Source organism: Streptomyces kanamyceticus (assembly GCF_008704495.1).
In the GTDB taxonomy this organism is placed as follows: domain Bacteria; phylum Actinomycetota; class Actinomycetes; order Streptomycetales; family Streptomycetaceae; genus Streptomyces; species Streptomyces kanamyceticus.
The window spans coordinates 2,828,698-2,848,303 of record NZ_CP023699.1 but is presented as its reverse complement, the minus strand read 5'-3'; the positions used below and the strand labels follow the sequence as shown (position 1 = coordinate 2,848,303).

General features: G+C 71.1%; 15 protein-coding genes. 11 read left to right on the top strand and 4 right to left on the bottom strand.

What is annotated here, in order from left to right; all coding sequences use genetic code 11:
- Positions 1-48: 48 nt before the first annotated feature.
- Positions 49-822: a class III extradiol dioxygenase subunit B-like domain-containing protein gene (locus tag CP970_RS11290; RefSeq protein WP_055543632.1), complete on the top strand. Its 774-nt coding sequence runs from the start codon at positions 49-51 to the stop codon at positions 820-822.
- Between the two features lie 94 nt (positions 823-916).
- Here CP970_RS11290 and CP970_RS11285 read toward each other — a convergent pair whose 3' ends face one another.
- Positions 917-1,192, bottom strand: a complete 276-nt coding sequence (locus CP970_RS11285; protein WP_055543631.1) for an antitoxin — start codon at positions 1,190-1,192, stop codon at positions 917-919.
- A gap of 22 nt (positions 1,193-1,214) precedes the next feature.
- Complete coding sequence (locus CP970_RS11280) at positions 1,215-1,514, bottom strand: hypothetical protein (RefSeq protein ID WP_055543630.1); 300 nt, start codon at positions 1,512-1,514, stop codon at positions 1,215-1,217.
- 182 nt (positions 1,515-1,696) lie between these two features.
- Here CP970_RS11280 and miaA point away from each other — a divergent pair, with 182 nt between their 5' ends.
- The 6 genes from miaA to hflX all read left to right on the top strand — a co-directional run bounded on the left by miaA (position 1,697) and on the right by hflX (position 9,860).
- On the top strand, positions 1,697-2,635 hold the full coding sequence (gene miaA / locus CP970_RS11275; protein WP_055543629.1) for a tRNA (adenosine(37)-N6)-dimethylallyltransferase MiaA: 939 nt from the start codon (positions 1,697-1,699) through the stop codon (positions 2,633-2,635).
- Positions 2,636-2,742: 107 nt separating this feature from the next.
- Complete coding sequence (locus CP970_RS11270) at positions 2,743-3,231, top strand: hypothetical protein (RefSeq protein WP_055543628.1); 489 nt, start codon at positions 2,743-2,745, stop codon at positions 3,229-3,231.
- An 85-nt stretch (positions 3,232-3,316) separates the two neighbouring features.
- Positions 3,317-4,195 carry a diaminopimelate epimerase gene (gene dapF / locus CP970_RS11265; protein WP_055543627.1) on the top strand — a complete coding sequence of 293 codons (879 nt, stop codon included), beginning with the start codon at positions 3,317-3,319 and terminating at the stop codon, positions 4,193-4,195.
- Between the two features lie 142 nt (positions 4,196-4,337).
- Positions 4,338-6,488 (top strand): RelA/SpoT family protein, encoded by a 2,151-nt coding sequence (locus CP970_RS11260; RefSeq protein ID WP_055543626.1) that lies wholly within the window; start codon positions 4,338-4,340, stop codon positions 6,486-6,488.
- 114 nt (positions 6,489-6,602) lie between these two features.
- Positions 6,603-8,102, top strand: a complete 1,500-nt coding sequence (locus CP970_RS11255; RefSeq protein ID WP_055543625.1) for a M1 family metallopeptidase — start codon at positions 6,603-6,605, stop codon at positions 8,100-8,102.
- A 267-nt stretch (positions 8,103-8,369) separates the two neighbouring features.
- On the top strand, positions 8,370-9,860 hold the full coding sequence (gene hflX / locus CP970_RS11250) for a GTPase HflX (protein WP_055543624.1): 1,491 nt from the start codon (positions 8,370-8,372) through the stop codon (positions 9,858-9,860).
- A gap of 112 nt (positions 9,861-9,972) precedes the next feature.
- Here hflX and CP970_RS11245 read toward each other — a convergent pair whose 3' ends face one another.
- On the bottom strand, positions 9,973-11,190 hold the full coding sequence (locus CP970_RS11245; RefSeq protein ID WP_055543623.1) for a trypsin-like serine peptidase: 1,218 nt from the start codon (positions 11,188-11,190) through the stop codon (positions 9,973-9,975).
- 187 nt (positions 11,191-11,377) lie between these two features.
- Positions 11,378-12,613, bottom strand: coding sequence for a trypsin-like serine peptidase (locus CP970_RS11240; protein WP_063805978.1), 1,236 nt, complete (start codon positions 12,611-12,613; stop codon positions 11,378-11,380).
- 359 nt (positions 12,614-12,972) lie between these two features.
- Between CP970_RS11240 and CP970_RS11235 the strand changes: the two genes are divergently transcribed.
- The 4 genes from CP970_RS11235 to CP970_RS11220 all read left to right on the top strand — a co-directional run bounded on the left by CP970_RS11235 (position 12,973) and on the right by CP970_RS11220 (position 19,570).
- On the top strand, positions 12,973-14,658 hold the full coding sequence (locus tag CP970_RS11235; RefSeq protein WP_398654927.1) for a diaminobutyrate--2-oxoglutarate transaminase family protein: 1,686 nt from the start codon (positions 12,973-12,975) through the stop codon (positions 14,656-14,658).
- 111 nt (positions 14,659-14,769) lie between these two features.
- Positions 14,770-16,863 (top strand): IucA/IucC family protein, encoded by a 2,094-nt coding sequence (locus CP970_RS11230; protein ID WP_055544954.1) that lies wholly within the window; start codon positions 14,770-14,772, stop codon positions 16,861-16,863.
- A 36-nt stretch (positions 16,864-16,899) separates the two neighbouring features.
- Positions 16,900-17,643, top strand: a complete 744-nt coding sequence (locus CP970_RS11225; protein WP_055544953.1) for a GNAT family N-acetyltransferase — start codon at positions 16,900-16,902, stop codon at positions 17,641-17,643.
- A gap of 58 nt (positions 17,644-17,701) precedes the next feature.
- Entirely contained in the window at positions 17,702-19,570 is a 1,869-nt protein-coding gene (locus CP970_RS11220) for an IucA/IucC family protein (protein WP_055544952.1), read from the top strand.
- Positions 19,571-19,606: the final 36 nt, after the last annotated feature.

Below are 19,606 nucleotides of genomic sequence, written 5' to 3'. Positions count from 1 at the left end.
CAGTCGACCCGGGTCCGCTCGCGCGGGGCGGGCATTACGCTGCGGATCATGCTTGTCGCCGCAGCCGTCTGCCCTTGTCCGCCCCTGCTCGTCCCCGAGGTCGCCGCGGGCGCCGCTCCTGAACTGGACGCCGCGCGCGCGGCCTGCACCGACGCCATCGGGGTGCTCGCCGCCGCCAGGCCCGACCGGCTCGTCGTGGTCGGTCCCGCCGAGCAGGCCGGGCGCGGGCCGCATCAGCAGGGGGCCCGCGGGTCGTTCCGGGGCTTCGGTGTGGACCTCGACGTACGGCTCGGAGTCGCCGAAGCCGAGGGCCAAGCCGACGCGGACGCCTCGGACGAGGACGCCTCGGACGAGGACGCCTCGGACCAGGGCCCGGAGCGTGAACTTCCGCCCTCGCTCGCCGTCGCCGCCTGGCTGCTCAGGCGTACGCGGTGGTCGACCGCTCCGCTGGAAGGTCTCGGTGTGGGGGAACCACTTGCCGCCGAGCGGTGTATCCAAGTCGGAGGGGACATCGCGGCGCGGGCGGACCGGGTGGCACTGCTGGTGATGGGCGACGCCAGCGCGTGCCGCACGCTGAAGGCGCCGGGGTATCTCGACGAGCGGGCGGCCGGTTTCGACGCGGCGGTCGGGCGGGCCCTGGGCGCGGCCGACGTGACCGCGCTCAAGGCGCTGGACGCGGAGCTCGCGTACGAACTGAAGGCCGCGGGCCGTGCCCCGTGGCAGGTGCTCGCCGGAGCGGCAGACGGCGCGGGGCTGAGCGGCGAGCTGCTGTACGAGGACGCGCCGTACGGCGTGGGGTACGTCGTGGCGGCCTGGTCCTAGCGGGGGCCGCGGCCGCTACGGCACGTAGCGCCAAGGCGCGCACGCGGCGACGGCCGCGAAGCGTGACTGCTTCACGGCCGTCCGCCGATGCGATTCAGGATGCCGGAGGGGGTGACGGGGGCGACGGCGGAGTGGCGCCGCCACCCGCGTCCTTGCCCTCGTCCGTCCCCGCGAGGCGGTCGACGGCCTCCTTGGCCTTGCCCGTACCCGACTGGATCTTGTCGCTGTACTTGCCCTTGGTCTTCTCGTCGGCGACCTTCGCGGCCTTGTCCAGGCCCTGGTCGATCTTGTCCCCGTGCTGCTGCGCGAGGTCGGAGACCTTGTCCTTGACAGGGGCGATCTTGGCTTTCAGCTGGTCCAGGAAGCCCATGGATCCACCTTCCCTCGCTGGGCTACTTGCGGGCGCTCTCACCGGCCTCGTTGTCGGCCGCCTCCTCCGCGGACTGCTGCTTCGGGATCTCCACACCCTCCGCGGCAGCCGTCTCGGTGGCTTCCTCCGGCTTGGCCTCGGCCTCGTTGTCGGCGTCGGTGGCCTCGGCGGCGGGCTTCGGGTCGGCGGGGGCCTCCGCGGACTCCTTGGCGGACTCCTCGGCCTCCTCCGGCTCTGCCGTCAGCGTGGCGGCAGCCGCATCGGTCGTTGACGCTTCATCGGTGGCCTTGGACTTCCGGCGAAACCGTGAAAAAACACCCATATCTACTCCATACGTTACTCGTGTGGGCGAAATCCCGCGCCGCCCGGTGCGCCCCATTGCGTCGCCCGGGTCATCGGTCCTCGAAACCGGCGGCCGGAACCTCGCAACAGGCAACGACCCCGGAGCCGTGCCGTCACGTAGCTCATTCGGGAAGTGGTCGTGGGGTTTGCGAGACTGGGACGGTGAGTAGCGCAGCTCCCGCCCCGCGGGTCATCGCCGTCGTCGGTCCGACCGCGGCAGGAAAGTCCGATCTGGGCGTTTTCCTCGCCCAGCGCCTCGGCGGCGAAGTCGTCAACGCCGACTCCATGCAGCTCTACCGAGGGATGGATATCGGCACCGCCAAGCTGACGCCCGACGAGCGCGGCGGCGTGCCCCACCAGCTCCTCGACATCTGGGACGTCACGGAGGCCGCGAGCGTCGCCGAGTACCAGAGGCTGGCACGCGCGGAGATCGACCGGCTCCTCGCCGAGGGGCGCTGGCCGATCCTGGTCGGCGGCTCCGGTCTGTACGTCAGGGGGGCCGTGGACAACCTGGAGTTCCCCGGCACCGACCCCGCTGTCCGGGCCCGCCTTGAGGAGGAGCTCACGCTGCGCGGCTCCGGCGCCCTGCACGCCCGCCTCGCCGCCGCCGACCCCGAGGCCGCCCACGCGATCCTGCCCAGCAACGGCCGCCGGATCGTCCGCGCCCTGGAGGTCATCGAGATCACGGGCAAGCCCTTCACGGCCAACCTGCCCGGCCACGACTCGGTGTACGACACGGTCCAGATCGGCGTCGACGTGGCCCGCCCCGAACTCGACGAACGCATCGCCACGCGCGTGGACCGCATGTGGGAGGCGGGCCTGGTGGACGAGGTGCGCGCGCTGGAGGCGGAAGGGCTGCGTGAGGGGCGCACGGCGTCCCGTGCGCTCGGCTACCAGCAGGTGCTCACGGCGCTCGCGGGGGAGTGCACCGAGGACGAAGCGCGCGCCGAAACCGTGCGCGCCACCAAGCGCTTCGCGCGCCGCCAGGACTCGTGGTTCAGGCGCGATCCGCGGGTGCACTGGCTCAGTGGGGCCGTGGCCGATCGCGGGGAACTTCCGGAGCGCGCACTGGCGTTGCTCGAACGACCGGTCACAGCCTGATCACGTGATGGCATCGGGACGCTCCGGCGGTCATCCCGGCACCTGACGGCGTGCCATCATCGACCATCGATCGACCGGTGGAGTCCGAAGTGGGAGGGCGCGTGGCGATGGAGGCCGGCCCTCGTGACACCGCACATGACGGCGGGGAGCAACTCAGCCCCGACGGGCCCGACGACCTCGCGGGCGGCGTGACGGACGACGGTCCGGGCGCGGACGAGATGGCGCCCGAGGCCGAGGTCGAGGTGGAGCTCCGACCGCAGCGCCGCCTGCGCATCTGGCAGCTCGCGCCGATCGTGATCCTCGCCGCACTCGGCTCCCTGATGTTCGCCTTCCCGCTGGCCTTCGAGTTCGGCGGCGGTGGCGGGGGCGGTGCGGGTGACGGCGGTGCCGTGGTCGCCATGCTCGGCCTGCTGATCAGCTGCTGCGCCGCGGGCTGGGGCATGATGGCCGCCCGCCGCGTGGGGCACACCTGGCCCGGGCTCCCGGAGCGCGGCTCCGGACGACGCCCGGACTGGCGGGTCGTCTGCGCGTACGCACTGCTCTTCCTGGCCGCCGTGGGGCTCGCGGTGTGGCGGGTGGCCAGGCTCCGTTCCTGACGGAACCTCCGCCTCCGGGCCACCTGCGATGCGCCCCGAAGGCACCGCGGGACCGTGTGTCGTACCCACCCCGTACGATCGAGGAATGAGCACGCGGATCGCCTTCCTCAAGGGGCACGGGACCGAGAACGACTTCGTGATCATCCCCGACCCCGACAACACCGTCGAGCTGCCCCCGGCCGCCGTGGCCGCCCTGTGCGACCGCCGCGCGGGCATCGGTGGCGACGGCCTGCTCCATGTCGTACGCTCCGCCGCCCACCCCGAGGCACGCCACCTCGCGGACCGCGCCGAGTGGTTCATGGACTACCGCAACGGCGACGGCTCGGTCGCCGAGATGTGCGGCAACGGAGTGCGCGTCTTCGCCCGATACCTGCAGCGCGCGGGACACGTCGGCGAGGGAGACGTCGCGGTGGCCACCCGCGGCGGCGTGAAGACCGTGCACATCGCCAAGGCGGAATCCGGCGGCGAGATCACCGTCGGCATGGGCAAGGCGCGACTCCCCGAAGGCGACGTCACCGTCTCCGTGGCCGACCGCAGCTGGCCCGCGCGCAACGTGAACATGGGCAATCCGCACGCGGTCGCCTTCGTCACCGACCTCTCCGAAGCGGGCCATCTGTACGACCCGCCGCCCTTCAGCCCGGCCAGCGCCTACCCGGACGGCGTGAACGTCGAATTCGTGGTCGACCGCGGCCCGCGTCACGTCGCCATGCGCGTGCACGAGCGCGGCTCGGGCGAGACCCGGTCGTGCGGCACGGGCGCGTGCGCCGTGGCCGTCGCGGCGGCCCGCAAGGACGGTGTGGACCCCGCGGTGACCGGCGCCCCGGTGACGTACACCGTCGACCTGCCCGGCGGACGCCTGGTCATCACCGAGCGGCCCGACGGCGAGATCGAGATGACGGGACCCGCCGTCATCGTCGCCGAGGGCGAGATCACGTCCGAATGGCTCGAAACGGTACTCGCATGAACTGTCGCTCGAATGGGTGATCCGTTTCACGCTCGGCGAGAGGCGGTCAGCACCGCGTGATGGGCTCGGTAGCATCAAGCACCGGCCCGGACGGAGCACGCCACCGTCCGTTCACCGCCGGTAGAAGCAGCCGGAGGTGCCCATGAGTGCGGAGGCTACGAACCCTGCGACGCCCGGCCCCGTGACACCCGGGGTCCAGCGCAGGCGCGGCCGCGCCCGTCTCGACCTGCGCAGGCTCGGCCGTGCGGCCCTGCTCGGACCCGCGACACGGGACCGTCTGCCCGACGCGATCGGCCATGTGGCGGAGGCCCACCGGGCCCACTACCCGGACATCGACCTGGAGCCGCTGCGCCGCGCGTACGTCCTCGCGGAGTCCTCGCACCGTGGCCAGATGCGCAAGAGCGGCGAGCCGTACATCACGCATCCGCTCGCCGTGACGCTGATCCTCGCCCAACTGGGCGCGGAGATCACGACGTTGACCGCGTCCCTGCTCCACGACACCGTCGAGGACACGGACGTCACGCTCGACCAGGTGCGCGACGAGTTCGGCGACGACGTCTGCTACCTGGTCGACGGCGTCACCAAGCTCGAAAAGGTCGACTACGGAGCGGCGGCCGAACCGGAGACGTTCCGCAAGATGCTGGTCGCCACCGGCAACGACGTACGCGTCATGTCGATCAAGCTCGCCGACCGACTGCACAACATGCGCACCCTGGGTGTCATGCGCCCCGAGAAACAGGCGCGCATCGCCAAGGTGACCCGGGACGTACTCATTCCGCTCGCCGAGCGCCTCGGTGTGCAGGCGCTCAAGACCGAGCTGGAGGACCTCGTCTTCGCGATCCTCCACCCGGAGGAGTACTCCCAGGTCAACGCCATGATCGCGGCGAATACCGACGGAGTGGGGGACCCGCTCGGGGACATCGCGGGCGATGTGCGCGGCGTGCTGCGCGACGCGGGCATCACCGCCGAAGTCCTCATCAGGCCGCGGCACTTCGTCTCGGTGCACCGGGTGCACCGCAAACGGGGCGAGCTGCGCGCGGCGGATTTCGGGCGCCTCCTCGTCCTCGTGAACGAGGACGCCGACTGCTACGGAGTCCTCGGCGAGCTGCACACCTGCTTCACGCCGGTGGTATCGGAGTTCAAGGACTTCATCGCCGTCCCGAAGTTCAACCTGTACCAGTCGTTGCACACGGCGGTGGCCCGGGCCGACGGCGAGGTCGCCGAAGTCCTCATCCGTACGCACCAGATGCACCAGTTCGCGGAGGCGGGCGTCGTCGCACTGCGCAATCCCTACGCCCCGTCCGCGGAGGAGATTCCCGCGGGCGCGGACGACGAGCGCATCGACCCCACCAGGCCCGGCTGGCTCTCCCGGCTCCTGGACTGGCAGCAGGCCGCGCCCGACCCGGACACCTTCTGGTCGACGCTGCGCGAGGACCTCGCGCAGGACCGCGAGATCGCCGTCTTCCGGCCCGACGGAGGCACCCTCGGACTGCCCGCGGGCGCCAGCTGCGTGGACGCCGCCTACGCCCAGTACGGGGAAGACGCCCACGCCTGCATCGGGGCCCGCGTCAACGGCCGCCTCGCGACGCTCAGCACGGTCCTGCGCGACGGCGACACGGTCCAGCTGCTCATGGGCCAGGACGCGGCCTCCGGACCCTCGCGCGACTGGCTCGACCACGCCCGCACGCCCGCCGCGCGGATCGCCATCCGGCGCTGGCTCACCACGCACCCGGCCCCCGACGCCCCCGCGGCCGCCCCTGCCGGACAGCGAAGGCCGCCGCGCCAGCCCTTCTCGGCCGATTCCGGGCCGGAATCCGTCGACAGTCCGCGCCCCGCCGCGGCGAACGCCGTCGTGGACCGTGAGGGCGCGAGCGTGCGTCTCGCGGGCTGCTGTACGCCCGTGCCGCCCGACGAGGTCACCGCGTTCGCCGTGCGCGGCGGAGTCGTGACCGTGCACCGGGTCGGTTGTCCCGCCGTGGAGCGCATGAAGGAAGTGGGGCGCCCGGAGATCGGCGTGCGCTGGGGGGACACCGCGGAGTGTCGCGTCACGCTCATCGCCGAATCGTTCGGCCGCGCACATCTGCTCGCAGACCTCACCGAAGCGATCGCCCTCGAAGGCGTGGCGGTCATCTCCGCGACCGTGGAGCCGCCGACCCAGCAGCGCGTGCGCCATACGTACACGCTGCAACTCCCGGACGCCGCGCACCTTCCAGGACTGATGCGGGCGATGCGCGCTGTGCCAGGGGTGTACGACGTGAGCCGCGCCCAGCATCCGGCGGCGGCAGCTCCCTGAGCCGTGCCCCGAAGCCTGCTCCGCGCGTTCCGCGAGTCCTCCGTCCGCGACTCGTTCGAGTGGCTCGGCGCGCGCCGTCCCACCGGGGAAGGCCTGCGCTGATAGCGGTAGTTCATGCTGCTCACCCCTCGGCCCAAGGCCACCAGGACGAAGGCCCTCCGCACGCGCCGCGTTGCCGTCGCCCTGCTCGCCGCCTCCGCGTCCGCCGCCCTCATCGCGGCGAGCGCCCCGCCGCCCGCGACCCCCCTCGGCATCGGCGACCGGCTCTTCCCGCACCTGGGCAACCCCGGTTACGACGTGGCGTCGTACGACATCGCCTTCACCTACCGCGGCGACAACAGCAAGCCGCTGGACGCCGTGACCAAGATCGACGCGCGCGCGACGGCTCCCTTGGAACGCGTGAATCTCGACTTCGCGCACGGCAAGGTCCGTTCCGTCGAGGTCAACGGCAAGGCCGCCCGCTTCGTCGGCACCGGCGAGGACCTGGTCGTCACACCGGCCGCCCCGGTGGCGCCCGGCGAGCGGATGCTGATCACCGTGCGGCACACCAGCGACCCGGTCGCCGCGAAGGGCGCCGAGGGCGGCTGGGTGCGCACCGGGGACGGGCTCGCCATGGCCAACCAGGCCGACGCCGCCCACCTGGTCTTCCCGTGCAACGACCACCCCTCGGACAAGGCGGACTTCACCTTCCGGATCACCGCTCCGAAGGGCCTCACCGCGGTCGCCAACGGCCTCCCGGTCGCCAGGACCCGGCACGGCGGAGGCGGCACCACCTGGTCGTACCGGACCCGCCACCCCATGGCCACCGAGCTGGCCCAGGTGTCGATCGGCCGCTCCAGCGTCATCCGGCGGAAGGGGCCGAACGGCCTCCCCGTACGCGATGTGGTGCCCACCAAGGACCGCAAGACCCTGGAGCGCTGGCTGAAGAAGACGCCCGGCCAGCTCGGGTGGATGGAGAAGAAGGTCGGCCGCTACCCCTTCGAGGCGTACGGAGTGCTGATCGCACAGGCGCAGACCGGCTACGAACTGGAGACGCAGACGCTCTCTCTCTTCGAGAGAGAGCTCTTCACCCGCCCCGAGTACCCCGAGTGGTACGTCGACTCGATCATGGTGCACGAGCTGGCGCACCAGTGGTTCGGCGACAGCGTGAGCCCGCGGTCCTGGTCGGACCTCTGGCTCAACGAGGGCCACGCCACCTGGTACGAAGCGCTCTACGCCCAGGAGAAGGCGCAGCGGCCGCTCGCGGTGCGGATGCGGGACGCCTATCGCCAGTCGGACGCCTGGCGCGCGGCGGGCGGGCCGCCCGCCGCGCCGAAGGAGCCCGCGCCGGGGCAGAAGATCAGCATCTTCCGGCCCGTCGTCTACGACGGCAGCGCGCTGGTGCTCTACGCCCTGCGGCAGGAGATCGGGCAGCCCGCCTTCGACCGCATCGAGCGGGCCTGGGTCCACGAGTACCGGGACGGCAACGCGACGACCGACGACTTCGTGCGGCTCGCGTCCCAGGAAGCGGGGCGTGACCTGGGCGGATTCTTCAAGGCCTGGCTGTACGGGGAGAAGACGCCGCCGATGCCGGGGCACCCGGACTGGCGTACCTCGACGACGGACGGGAAGTAACCGGGAGCGGGGCGGCGGGCGGCGTGAGGGGCCGGAGCCCGCGGCGGCCCCGGTGCGGGAGCCCGCAATAACCCGCGTGACGAGACGGGGCGTGCCGTGCAACCATCTTCAGGTCGGCACGGCGGCCCGTCCGGGACATCCCCTCGGGGAGATCTCAGGGTCGGCTCAGGCCGGTCCGGGGAATCTCCGGACGGCCCGGGGCGTTGTCGAAGGTGACGGATCAGGCAGCCGTCCGCATTCCCATCGACGAATCGACGTAAGGACCCAATGACCTCCTCTTCTTCCCCTTCCCAGGACGCACAGAGCTTCGCGCAGAACTACCCCGAAGGTCTTCGGGCCGATGCCCTGATGGAAGAGGACGTCGCCTGGAGCCACGAGATCGACGGAGACCGGGACGGCGACCAGCTCGACCGCTCCGAGCGCGCGGCCCTGCGCCGCGTCGCGGGCCTCTCCACCGAGCTCGAGGACGTCACCGAAGTCGAGTACCGACAGCTCCGTCTGGAGCGCGTGGTGCTCGTCGGCGTGTGGACTTCCGGGACGGTCCAGGATGCGGAGAACTCCGTCGCCGAGCTGGCCGCCCTCGCCGAGACCGCGGGTGCGCTCGTGCTCGACGGCGTCATCCAGCGCCGCGACAAGCCGGACCCGGCGACGTACATCGGCTCCGGCAAGGCCCTTGAGCTGCGCGACATCGTCCTCGAGACCGGCGCCGACACCGTCGTGTGTGACGGTGAGCTCAGCCCCGGCCAGCTGATCCACCTCGAAGACGTCGTCAAGGTCAAGGTGGTCGACAGGACCGCCCTGATCCTCGACATCTTCGCCCAGCACGCCAAGTCCCGAGAGGGCAAGGCGCAGGTCGCCCTCGCGCAGATGCAGTACATGCTGCCGAGGCTCCGCGGCTGGGGTCAGTCGCTCTCCCGTCAGATGGGTGGCGGCGGCGGTGGCGGCATGGCCACCCGTGGTCCCGGTGAGACCAAGATCGAGACGGACCGGCGACGGATCCGCGAGAAGATGGCGAAGATGCGCCGGGAGATCGCGGAGATGAAGACGGGCCGCGACATCAAGCGGCAGGAGCGCCGACGCAACAAGGTGCCCTCGGTCGCGATCGCCGGTTACACGAACGCGGGCAAGTCCTCGCTGCTCAACCGACTCACGGGCGCGGGCGTCCTGGTGGAGAACTCGCTGTTCGCCACCCTCGACCCGACCGTGCGCCGGGCCGAGACGCCGAGCGGTCGGCTCTACACGCTGGCCGACACCGTCGGGTTCGTACGGCATCTGCCGCACCACCTCGTCGAGGCGTTCCGCTCCACCATGGAGGAGGTCGGCGAATCCGACCTGATCCTGCACGTGGTGGACGGCTCGCACCCGGTGCCGGAGGAGCAGCTGGCCGCCGTGCGCGAGGTGATCCGGGACGTGGGCGCCACCGACGTACCCGAGATCGTGGTGGTCAACAAGGCGGACGCGGCGGACCCGTTGGTCCTCCAGCGGCTGCTGCGCAACGAGAAGCACGCGATCGTGGTCTCCGCGCGGACAGGTGCCGGTATCGAGGATCTCCTCGCGCTCATCGACGCCGAACTGCCGCGACCCGAGGTCGAGATCGAGGCCCTCGTTCCGTACACGCACGGCCAGCTCATCTCGCGGGCGCACGCCGAGGGCGAGGTGCTCTCCGAGGAGCACACCGCCGAGGGCACGGTGCTCAAGGCGCGGGTGCACGAGGAGCTTGCCGTGGAGCTCGCTCCGTATGTGCCGGCCACGCACTGACCCGTTTCGGTAGACAGACGGAAGGCCCGTCCCCACTTCGGTGGGGACGGGCCTTCCGTTCGTACGGGCCGTGCCGCCCGCTCGCGTGCGGCACGGGCTCCTGCTCGAAGGGCTACTGCGAGCCGTACTTCTTGCTCATCATGTCGTAGACCTGCTCGGCGCCCTTGCCCAGCTGCGGTCCGGCGAGCCAGGTGTTGGCGGCCGGGCCGATCGAGGTGTTGGACACGAGCTTGGTCTTGTCGCCGACGACCCGGAACCAGCCGCCGCCGGACGAACCGCCGGTCATGGTGCAGCCGATGCGGTACATCGTCGGCAGCGACGGCGACAGGGAGAGACGGCCCGGCTTGTCGACGCACTTGTGCATCATCAGGCCGTTGTACGGCGGGGCGGCCGGGTAGCCCCAAGCGCCCATCGAGCTCACGGTCTGCGTCGAGGGGGTCGAGAAGTCGACGTCGAGCGCGTTGCCGACCGTCTCCTCGAGCGACTTGCCGCCCTGCTCGGGCTTCACGTGCAGCACGGCGTAGTCGTACGTCGCGCCCGCGCCGCCCGTCGGGCCGCCCTCGTCGATCCACTCGTTGGAGGTCGAGATCCAGTCGGCCCAGTACTGGCCGTAGGGGGCGACTTCCTGCGGGGCCGCGTTGGCCAGCTCGGCCTCGGACTTGCCCAGGTCGTTGTACGAGGGGACGAAGGTGATGTTGCGGTACCAGCCGCCGTTCTTACCGGCGTGCACGCAATGGCCCGCGGTCCACACGAGATTGGACTTGCCCGGGTTGCGGGGGTCCTTCACGACGGTGCCGGAGCAGACCATCGACCCGTCGGGGGAGTCGAAGAAGATCTTGCCCACCGGGGCGGCGTTCTCGTGGTACGGCGTCTTCTCGGGCTTGGCCTGGACCGGCGTCGGCTCCGGGTCGGTCGCGCCCTGGTCGGCGCTCGCGTCCTTCGCGGCGATCGTCTTGTTCGGGTCCTTGGCGTCCTTCATCCGCTCGGGCTTCCAGAGCCCCTCGATGACCGGATTGACGAAGTCCTTGGCCTCGCGAAGCCACTCGCCGTTGCCCCAGTTCTTCTTCCAGCCGCCCTTCTTCCACTCATCCAGGTCGATGCCGTGGTCCTTGAGCTTGTCGGCGATGTCGCCGGGCAGTTTGGAGTCGGGACCGGAGTCGGAGCCGCCGTCGGCTCCCTGCGACGCGGCGGCGTCCGGCTTGTCGCCCGCCTTGTCTTCGCTCGGGCCGCAGCCCGTGGCGGTGAGCGCCAGGGTCGCGGCGAGGCCGGTGGCGGCGAGTGCGACGCCCCGTCCACGGCGGCGCGCGAACGGCGCACGAGTGGAACGCATGGTGGTGTTACCCCCGTTGAGAACGTGTGGTTGCCATGTACGTGTCATCTGTCGAAGCGGGCACTCCGCGGAGCTCCACATCGACGCAACACCTCACTATGCCTGTGAGGTTGAGGGCGAACGGCGGCGGGGTCGTGAAGATTTCCGGTGCCCCGCCGCCGTACGTCCGCTGCCGCCGACCAGTCGACTACTGACCGGCGAACTTCTTGCTGACCGAGCTGTAGACGCCCTTGGCCTCCTTGCCCAGGCGCGGACCGGCGAGCCAGCCCGCCGTCACCGGGCCGATGGAGGTGTTCGACACCAGCGCGGGCTTGCCGTCCTGGCCCTCGGCGACCCAGCCGCCGCCGGACGAACCGCCGGTCATGGTGCAGCCGATGCGGTACATCGTCGGGTCGGGCTTGCTGAGCGAAAGGCGGCCCGGCTTGTCGGCGCACTGGAACGCCTTCTGGCCGTCGAACGGCGGTGCGGCCGGGTAGCCGGTCGCCGTCATCCCGTCGATCTGCGGCACCGCGGGAGCGTTGAAGTCCACGGGGAGAGCCGAACCGACCGTCTCCTCCAGCGACTTGCCGTCACCGCCCTTCTCGGGCGTCACGTGGATGACCGCGAAGTCGTACGGGGCACCCAGGCCGCCGGTGGGGCCACCCTGCTCGATCCACTGGTCGGAGGTCTGTGCCCAGTCGCCCCACCAGACGCCGTACGGAGCGACTTCTTCCTTGGGAGCGTTCTGGAGCTCTTCGACCGACTTGCCGCTGTTGTTGTACGAGGGGACGAAGACCATGTTGCGGTACCAGCCGCCCTTGGCGCCCGCGTGCACGCAGTGGCCCGCGGTCCACACCATGTTGGACTTGCCGGGGTGGGCCGGGTCCTTGACGACGGTCGCGGAGCAGACCATCGAACCGTCGGGACCGTCGAAGAAGAGCTTGCCGGACTCGGCGACCTGGTCGTGGTACGGCGTCTTGACGGCAGCCGCGTCCACGGGCTTCGGCGTCGGGTCCGTGACGCCCTGGTCACCGGAGATGTCGTTGTCGTCGACCCCGTGGTCGGGATTCTTGTCGGCGTCCCGCATCCGCTCCGGGTCCCACAGGTCCTTGATGATCGGGTTGACGAACTCACCGGCCTCGCGAAGCCACTTGTCCTTGTCCCAGTTCTTCTTCCAGCCGCCCTTCTTCCACTCGTCCAGGTCGATGCCGTGCTCTTTGAGCTTGTCCTTCAGACCGTCCGGGATCGTGACCTTGCCGTCGCCGCCACTGTCACCGGGCTGCGAAGCGGACGAGTCGCCACCGGCGTTGTCGTCGCCGGGGCCGCAGGCCGTGGCGGTCAGTACGAGCGCCGCGCCGAGCGCCACAGCGGCCGCCACGGGGGAGGTTCTGGAGCGCTTGCTCCTCCCGCCGCGAGCGGTAGAGAGCGGACGTATGGGTCGCATCGTGAAATTCCCCCTGGGCCTAGAAATCGTTCCAAAGTGCCGTACATCCGGGCACGGAGCACCCGCTGCGACCGGGTGTGGAGCGCCCGTCGTCGCCGGGTGCGGAACACCCCGTTCCTGATGAACGGCACCCCACACTATGCCGGTGCCGTTGGGGACGGCCGACGGAAGGGCAACGGTTCCGTCACGACAAGGATCTTCTGATTACCCGTGATCCTCCGGGGCTCTCGTCGTTGGTACGTACGGGGGACCAGAGCCATGCGTTCATCCCCCCTGCCAACTTGCCACCGAGCAGGCCCGCGTGGAGCCCCCCGGACTCCACGCGGGACGCACTCATCCCAGCGGGAGGACCAACAGTCGTGGCCGTGACCGATCCTGCGCCCGCGGCGGCATCCGCAGCGCACTCCGCGACGCACCCCGCCCCACCCGCCACCGGAGCCCCCGCGGAACACTCCGGCGCGCACTCCGCGGCGCACGAGGGAATCCTGCGCCGCCAGTCGGCGCGCGAGTCGGCGGCGCGCACCTACGCGCGGGCCCTGCCGATCGTGCCCGTACGCGCGCGCGGCCTGACGATCGAGGGCGCGGACGGGCGCCGCTACCTCGACTGCCTCTCGGGCGCCGGAACCCTCGCCCTCGGCCACAATCACCCCGTGGTGCTCGAAGCCATCAGGAAGGTCCTCGACTCGGAGGCTCCCCTGCATGTTCTCGACCTGGCCACCCCCGTCAAGGACGACTTCACCACGGAGCTCTTCCGTACCCTGCCGGCCGGCCTGGCCGACCGGGCGCGCATCCAGTTCTGCGGCCCGGCGGGCACGGACGCGGTGGAAGCGGCCCTGAAACTGGTCCGCGCCGCCACCGGCCGCGACGGCATGCTGGCCTTCACCGGCGCCTACCACGGGATGACGGCCGGGGCCCTCGAAGCCTCCGGCGGCGCACCGGACGTACGCGTCGCGCGCCTGCCCTACCCGCAGGACTACCGCTGCCCGTTCGGACTCGGCGGCGAGTACGGCGCCGAACTCTCCGCCCGGTGGACCGAGAGCCTCCTCGACGACACCAAGTCCGGCGTCCCCGCACCGGCCGGCATGATCCTCGAACCCGTCCAGGGCGAAGGCGGCGTCCTTCCGGCCCCCGACGCATGGCTCCGCAGGATGCGCGAGATCACCGCGGCGCGCGGCATCCCGCTCATCGCCGACGAGGTGCAGACCGGCGTCGGACGCACCGGAGCCTTCTGGGCCGTCGAGCACAGCGGCGTCGTCCCGGACGTGATGGTGCTGTCCAAGGCGATCGGCGGCAGCCTCCCGCTGGCCGTCGTGGTCTACCGCGACGACCTGGACGTCTGGCCGCCCGGCTCCCACGCGGGCACCTTCCGCGGCAACCAACTCGCGATGGCCGCGGGCACGGCGACCCTCGCCTACGTCCGCGAGAACGGCCTCGCCGAACGCGCCGCCACCCTCGGCGCCCGCATGCTCACCCAACTGCGCTCCCTGGCGGCCGAACACTCCTGCATCGGCGAGGTCCGAGGCCGGGGCCTGATGATCGGCGTCGAACTCGTGGACCCGACGGGGGGAGGATCCGGCCCGGTGGGCGGATCTGGCCTGGCGGGAGGCGTAGGTCCGGCGGGAGGCTCGGGGGCGACGGGAGGTGCAGGTCCGACGTGCGGTGCGGGCCAGGGGGCAACTTCGGGCCTGGCCTCGGACTTGGCGACGTCTCCGGACGTATCGCTTGCCTCGAACGCGGCACCGGCTCCGGCACCGGCCGCCCCGATCCCGGCACAAGGCAAGAAGCACGCCCCGGTTCTGATTCCAAGTGGCCCCTCCCCGGACGCTCTGCCGCGCATCACCCAGCCCCACCCACCAGCCCCCGAACTGGCCGCCGCCGTCCAGCGCGAGTGCCTGCGCCGCGGACTCATCGTCGAACTCGGCGGCCGTCACTCCAGCGTCGTACGACTCCTTCCTCCTCTCACCATCACCGATGAACAGGCAGCCGCAGTCCTCGACCGCCTTGCCGATGCGCTGTCCGCCGCGGCGCGCCCGTCCCACGCATAGCCAAGGCGGACACCCGGGGCCTTTGCGGCGGTCATGAACTGTCGACAAGCGCCCAGTCCAGTCGCCACACGGAGCCCGAACAAGCCCGAACAACCTCGCAAGGAAGCCCTCTTGAACGCCACCCCTGCATCCGAAGGCCGACCCCACCACCACGCCCCAGGCGCGGGCGGCACGCAATCCTCACTGGTGGCGGATTCCAGTACGGTCCCCCGGCAGAAGGGCGGCGGCCAGGAGGCCGAGCGCCTGCACGGCATCTCCATCGATCTGCTGGAGCACCCCGACCCCCACACCGCCGCGCAGGCGGCGGCCGTCGAGAACCTGCTCCGCTGCTGGGTCAGGGAGAACAACCTCCCCGCCCCGGACCAGGGCGCCCTACGCATCCCGCTGGCCGCGAGCGGCACGGCCCTGCTGGTCCCCGTCCACTACTGGTCGGCCACCGGCTGGCACCGCTTCGGTCTCCCCTATCTGGCGGACGGCCCGGACAGCGCGCCTCCCGTCGACGCCGTCACCGTCGCCGCACTCCTCGGCCGCGAGACCGCCCGCCGCGACGCCGAGGTCCCAACGACCCGGACCGCGGAGCCGCCCGAGCCGGAGCCGACGGCTGGCCAGGCCGAGGCCACGCCTGACCAGGCCGAAGTCACGCCCGACCGGGCCGAGGCCACACTCGACAGAGCCGAGGCCATGGCCGCCCCGTCCGCGGACGCCGGTGCCGACGAGGCCGTCAAGAGCATCGGCATGGTCGACAAGGTCGACGGCGCCGACCTCGTCGGCCGCGTCGCGGACTCCGTACGCCGCACCGCGGAGTTCATCGCCGACCGCCGCGACAGCCCCGTCGATGAGCCCGACCTCTTCCTCGCCGCCGAACAGTCCCTGCTCCTCGGCCACCCCCTGCATCCGACCCCCAAGAGCCGCGAGGGTCTGTCCGACACCGAATCCCGGCTCTACTCACCGGAGCTGCGCGGCGCCTTCCCGCTGCACTGGCTGGCGGTCGACCGGTCCGTGCTCGCCATGGACTCGGCCTGGACCGAGCGCGGCCGCCCCCTTCCGGCCGACCAGCTCACCGCCCGCCTCGCCGGACCGGGACTGCCGTTGCCGGACGGCCGCGTGGCCCTGCCCGTGCACCCCTGGCAGATCCGTGAACTGCGGCACCGCCCCGCAGCCGCCGACCTCCTGGATGCCGGACTCCTCCAGGACCTCGGCCCCCATGGCGCCCCCTGGTACCCCACCTCCTCCGTGCGCACCCTCTACCGCTCGGGCGCCGCGGCCATGCTGAAGCTCTCGCTCGGCCTGCGCATCACCAACTCCCGTCGTGAGAATCTCCGTAAAGAACTCCACCGCGGCGTCGAGGTCCACCGGCTGCTGCGCAGCGGCCTCGCCGAGCAGTGGCAGGCCGCCCACCCGGGCTTCGACGTGGTCCGCGACCCCGCCTGGCTCGCCGTCACAGGATCCGACGGCGCGCCCGTCCCCGGGCTCGACGTCATGATCCGGCACAATCCCTTCGGCCCGGGCGACGACGCCACCTGCATCGCCGGACTCGTGTCGCCCAGGCCATCGACACGGGCGGCGGAGCACGGTCGCCGCCCGATGCGTTCCCGGCTGGGCGAGACCATCACGAGGCTCGCCGGACGAACGGGCCGTCCCCGGGGCGCCGTTGCCGCCGAGTGGTTCCTGCGCTACCTCGAAACCGTCGTCCGACCCGTGCTGTGGCTGGACAGCGAGGCGGGCGTCGCCCTGGAGGCGCACCAGCAGAACACGCTCCTCCTCCTTGACCCCCACGGCTGGCCGGTGGCCGGCCGCTACCGGGACAACCAGGGCTACTACTTCCGCGAGTCCCGACGCGCCGAACTCGACCGGCGCCTCCCCGGCATCGGACAGGACAGCGACACGTTCGTCTCCGACGAGGTGACGGACGAGCGGTTCGCCTACTACCTCGGCATCAACAACGTCCTCGGCCTCATCGGAGCCATCGGCGTCGAACGGCTCGCGGACGAGAGGCTGTTGCTCGCGGCCTTCCGTCGCTTCCTCGGCGACGTCGCGTCCGGCCCCGACAGGCTGCGCACCTCGCTGCCCGCGACGCTGCTCGACTCACCCGTGCTGCGCTGCAAGGCCAACCTGCTGACCCGACTGCACGGCCTCGACGAGCTCGTCGGCCCGGTCGACACCCAGTCCGTCTATGTCTCCATCGCCAACCCCCTTCATTCCTGAGGAACATGACCCACCACTTCTGACAGGAGCGACGCCGTGCCTCCCACCGATGCGAGCACTGACGCCGGAACGGCATCCGCACCAGCGGGCGCCGACAGCACCGACACCCTCGACCTGCGGCTGCCCGACGACCTCATCGGCCTGATGGCCGAGACCGATGCCCGAGCTGCGCGGACCGGCCCCCTCGGCAGCGAGGAATCCGTCGCGTACGACCTCCTCGACGGCGTCGCCCAATGGGGCCCTGCCACGACCGCGGCCGGGGTCTTCCAACTCGTGCCCGTCCGGCTGGAACGCGACCTCACCCTGATCAGTCGGTGGATGAACGACCCCGCCGTGGCGGCCTTCTGGGAACTCGCGGGATCCGAGGCCGTCACGGAATCCCATCTGCGCCCCCAGCTCGACGGCGATGGACGCAGCGTCCCCTGCCTGGGCGTACTCGACGGCACACCGATGAGCTACTGGGAGATCTACCGGGCCGATCTCGATCCGCTGGCCCGGCACTATCCCGCCCGTCCGCACGACACCGGAATCCACCTCCTGATCGGTGGTGTCGCCAACCGCGGCCGCGGGCTTGGTACTTCGCTGCTGAGAGCCGTGGCCGACCTGGTGCTCGACCACCGCCCCGCATGCGCACGTGTCGTAGCAGAACCCGACCTCCGCAACACCCCCTCCGTCTCCGCATTCCTGAGCGCAGGCTTCCGCTTCTCCGCCGAAGTGGAGCTGCCCGACAAGCGAGCCGCGCTCATGGTCCGTGACCGGGCCCTGCGCGCCGTGCTCTGACCCGGTCACTCTTAGTACACCGCTCGACCCGATCCGGTTCCCTCCCTGAGGAGTTCCCGTGCCGAATCCGCCCGCCAGTCAGATTCCCCATCCCTCCGCCGAGCTCTTCGACCCACCCGAGCTGAGCCAGGACAGGTGGCAACGGGCGGGGCGCCGCCTGCTCGCCAAGATGCTCGGGGAGTTCGCGTACGAGGAGATCATCCGGCCCGTGCCGGAAGCGCTGGGCGAGGCGGACACCTACCGCCTCGACCTCGAATCCACCGAGGTGGGGCAGACCTTGGCGCAGATCGGCCACTACGGCACGTACCTCACCTTCGGCGCCCGCCGCGGCGCGTACGGCAGTTGGTGTGTGGACCCGGCCAGCGTGGCCCTCGCCGAGTGCGGCGACCAGCCCGTTCCGTTCGGCGATCCGCTGCGATTCCTCGCGCTCGCCCGCCGGACCCTGCGCCTCGACGGCGCGACCCTCGGCCACCTCATCCGCGAGCTGAACGTCACGCTCTGTGCCGACACCAAGATCGACCACTCTGCGCTCACCGCCGATCAGCTGGCCGATCTCAGCTACGCGGACCTGGAAGGACACCAGACCGGCCACCCCTGGCTCGTCCTCAACAAGGGGCGCATTGGTTTCTCCGCGAGCGACACCGACCGCTGGGCGCCGGAAGCCCGCCGCGCCACGACGCTGCCGTGGATCGCCGTCCACACCGACCTCGGCCTCTACCGCGGCGTCGCAGGCCTGGAGACCGCGCAGCAGCTCTACGCCCGCGAATTGTCCACCGCCACGCAGGAAGCCTTCGCGGACTTACTTCGCGCGCGTGGGCTCGACCCACAGGACTACCTCTACCTCCCGGTCCACCCCTGGCAGTGGGACGACGTCGTCCTGCCGCTCTTCGCCTCGTCCGTGGCCGCGAACACCATCGTGCCGCTCGTCACCGACGGCGATCTGCGCCTGCCCCAGCAGTCCATCCGCACCTTCCTCAACACGTCCCGACCCGACCGGCACACGGTGAAGTTGCCGCTGTCGGTGCTCAACACGCTGGTCTGGCGCGGCCTGCCGACCGTGCGTACGCTCGCGGCGCCCGCCGTCACGGCGTGGATGCACCAGCTGCGCGACACCGATCCCTTCCTGCGCGACGAGTGCGGTGTGATCCTGCTCGGCGAAGTCGCATCGGTGACCGTCGAGCACCCGGTGTACGACGCGCTGCCCGAAGTGCCGTACCAGTACAGGGAACTGCTCGGCGCCATCTGGCGTGAGCCCATCACCCGGTATCTGGCCCCGGGCGAGCGCGCCCGCACGCTGGCCTCGCTGCTGCACACCGACCCGGACGGCAGGACGTTCGTCAGGGAACTCGTGGAGCGTTCAGGGCTCGCCCCGGACGTCTGGTTGCGGCGCCTCTTCGCCGCCCTGCTGCCCCCGCTGCTGCACTTCCTCTACCGCTACGGCACCGTGTTCTCCCCTCACGGGGAGAACGCCATCGTCGTCTTCGACGACAACGACGTACCCGTACGGCTCGCGGTGAAGGACTTCGTCGATGACGTCAACGTCAGCGCCGAGCCCTTGCCGGAGCACGACTTCATGCCGGAGGACGTACGGAACGTCCTGCTCACGGAGCAGCCCGGCTTCCTCACCCAGTTCATCCACTCCGGCCTCTTCGTAGGCGTCTTCCGCTACTTCGCACCGCTGTGTGAGGAACAACTGGGCGTTCCGGAGCGCGATTTCTGGTCCTTCGTGCGGGCGGAGATCCTCCGGCACCAGGCGCGCGCTCCGGAGATGAAGGAGCGGTACGAGATGTTCGACCTGCTCACCCCGCGGATCGAGCGGCTGTGCCTCAACCGGAACCGGCTCCACCTCGACGGGTACCGCGACCGCCCCGAGCGGCCGCACGCCGCCGTGCACGGAACCGTGCCCAACCCCCTCCATCAGCCGTGATCGCGGGAATGTCAGTGGGGCACCGTAGGGTGGTCG